Source organism: Enterococcus sp. 3H8_DIV0648, assembly GCF_002140655.1.
GTDB lineage: Bacteria > Bacillota > Bacilli > Lactobacillales > Enterococcaceae > Enterococcus_A > Enterococcus_A hulanensis.
In genome coordinates, this window is sequence record NZ_NGLG01000001.1 from 2,058,324 (window position 1) to 2,060,099 (window position 1,776).

2 protein-coding genes are annotated in these 1,776 nt (G+C 39.4%); both read right to left on the bottom strand.

The genetic code is table 11. The annotated features are described in order from the left end of the window. Positions 1 to 439: 439 nt before the first annotated feature. On the bottom strand, positions 440 to 1,219 hold the full coding sequence (locus A5875_RS09615) for a DUF4311 domain-containing protein (RefSeq protein ID WP_088933392.1): 780 nt from the start codon (positions 1,217 to 1,219) through the stop codon (positions 440 to 442). Between the two features lie 150 nt (positions 1,220 to 1,369). Next, on the bottom strand, positions 1,370 to 1,720 hold the full coding sequence (locus tag A5875_RS09620; RefSeq protein WP_088933393.1) for a DUF4312 family protein: 351 nt from the start codon (positions 1,718 to 1,720) through the stop codon (positions 1,370 to 1,372). Between the last annotated feature and the right edge of the window lie 56 nt (positions 1,721 to 1,776).

Below are 1,776 nucleotides of genomic sequence, written 5' to 3' on the forward strand. Positions count from 1 at the left end.
CTACTGTAATAGGAAACGCCCAGTCAGCATACCAGAAACTCTTCGCTTTTTTCTCTTCAGAAAGCGCTAATTGTTCCTTTTCCAATTCCTCTGTGTTATCCATGAAATTCACTCCTATCTCGTTTTATATGAAGTTACTTTTTCTTCGTAAAAAGTAACCCTTATTCTCAACACGTATATCATTCCACTAGTGTCTTTAGATTATTTTTCCAAAGGCTTGCAATTTTGAATTCTCTAGACAAGTAAACTGTGAAAAGTGGAACTGACATCCTTCTTCATATTAATGGACTTACTTTTTTCAAAAGAAAAAAGTAAATTTTATTTTCATCCGTATATCATTCTGCTAAATTGCTTGAACTCAAACTATTGCAAAATTTACTAACTACAAGCTCATTTGAGAATCCTGTAAAAAGCAGAACTGACATCCTATCTCGTTTTATTAGTTCAAACCAAGCATCTTATGGATATTTTCCAACCAATTTGGTGCTTGTAGTTTGAAGCTTTCCAAAACTTGCAGGTCAAAGCCGCGGAAGAAACCACTGAGGATGAACAAGGCAGCGATTGCCACCATCATAATCTTCGTTACTTTTGTCCAGCCGATTTCGTCAACACCTTTACCAATCAAGATTCCTAATACCACACCAGGAACTGCATTTCCCATGATTAATTGTGCGATCCCGCCAAATAACGTGCCCCAGAATCCAGTCCGTTTGCCTGCATCCAATGCTGCCAACCAGAAGATAACCGGCATTACGATATTGATCAGGGTTGTTGCAGCTGGAACCAATACCGCTACTGCGGTTACTTGCAAAGCTTCTGGGATTGCTGCTGCTGTTGAATTTAAGAAAGCGACAACGATTGCACCAATGACGGCACCAACAAAACCCATTTTTCTAGGATCGTGCATTGTTTCTGTAACATTTTTATTTTTCGCTAATAAAACCGATGCTGCCCAGTTTGGAATGATCCGGTGTGTCACATCCTGTGTAAACGCCCCAGCTCCAACTGTCGAAGCCCAAGCATTGAAGAAAAATCCTAGTCCGAATGAGAAATGCGAAGCTGGATCGCCCATACAGGCATTCATTTCTCCTAAAGTACGAAAGGCACCCAGCCCTTGTGTACTCGGAGCATGGAACATTCGCGCCGCTCCCATCGAGGCAGAAAAACCGAGTAAGCCGCCGATGATGATTGATTTAATTAAGATAATTGTAAACTCCACTATTCTATATCCTCCTTTTTCATATTTATGAATTTATTTTTCAAGCCGTATATCATCCAACTAGTTCTTTGACAATTGATTCAATTCAATATGAATTTTGCTCATTAATCGATGTCAACTGTAAAAAAGTTGGACTGACATCCCTATAACTTATATTTTTTTGGAAATAACGGGAATTTGAATACCGTCAGGATCATCTGTCACTTCTTGCGTAAAAGCCACTTCATTGACTTGAAGTGTCGTCACATTAACTGTCACTTCCAACTCCACATGATAGCTCGTTCTTTTTCTAGGAAAGAAGAAAAAGAGAAACCGTTCTTTATACGTCTTTTCGATTGCCTTGATGACTTCCACTTCTATCGGTTCAATACGTAAAATTACTTCTGATTCCTGCATCATTTTCTTTTGGATATCTGCCAGCGCGCTTGCAAACGCATGCTGTTTCGTATCGCCTTTGCCTTCGACTGTTACGATGACTTTTTGGCAATCTTGGATACTCATTTGCTCATCTCCCTAATTGTGTTTCTTTTCAAAAGCTTCTACTAGACGTTTGCCTA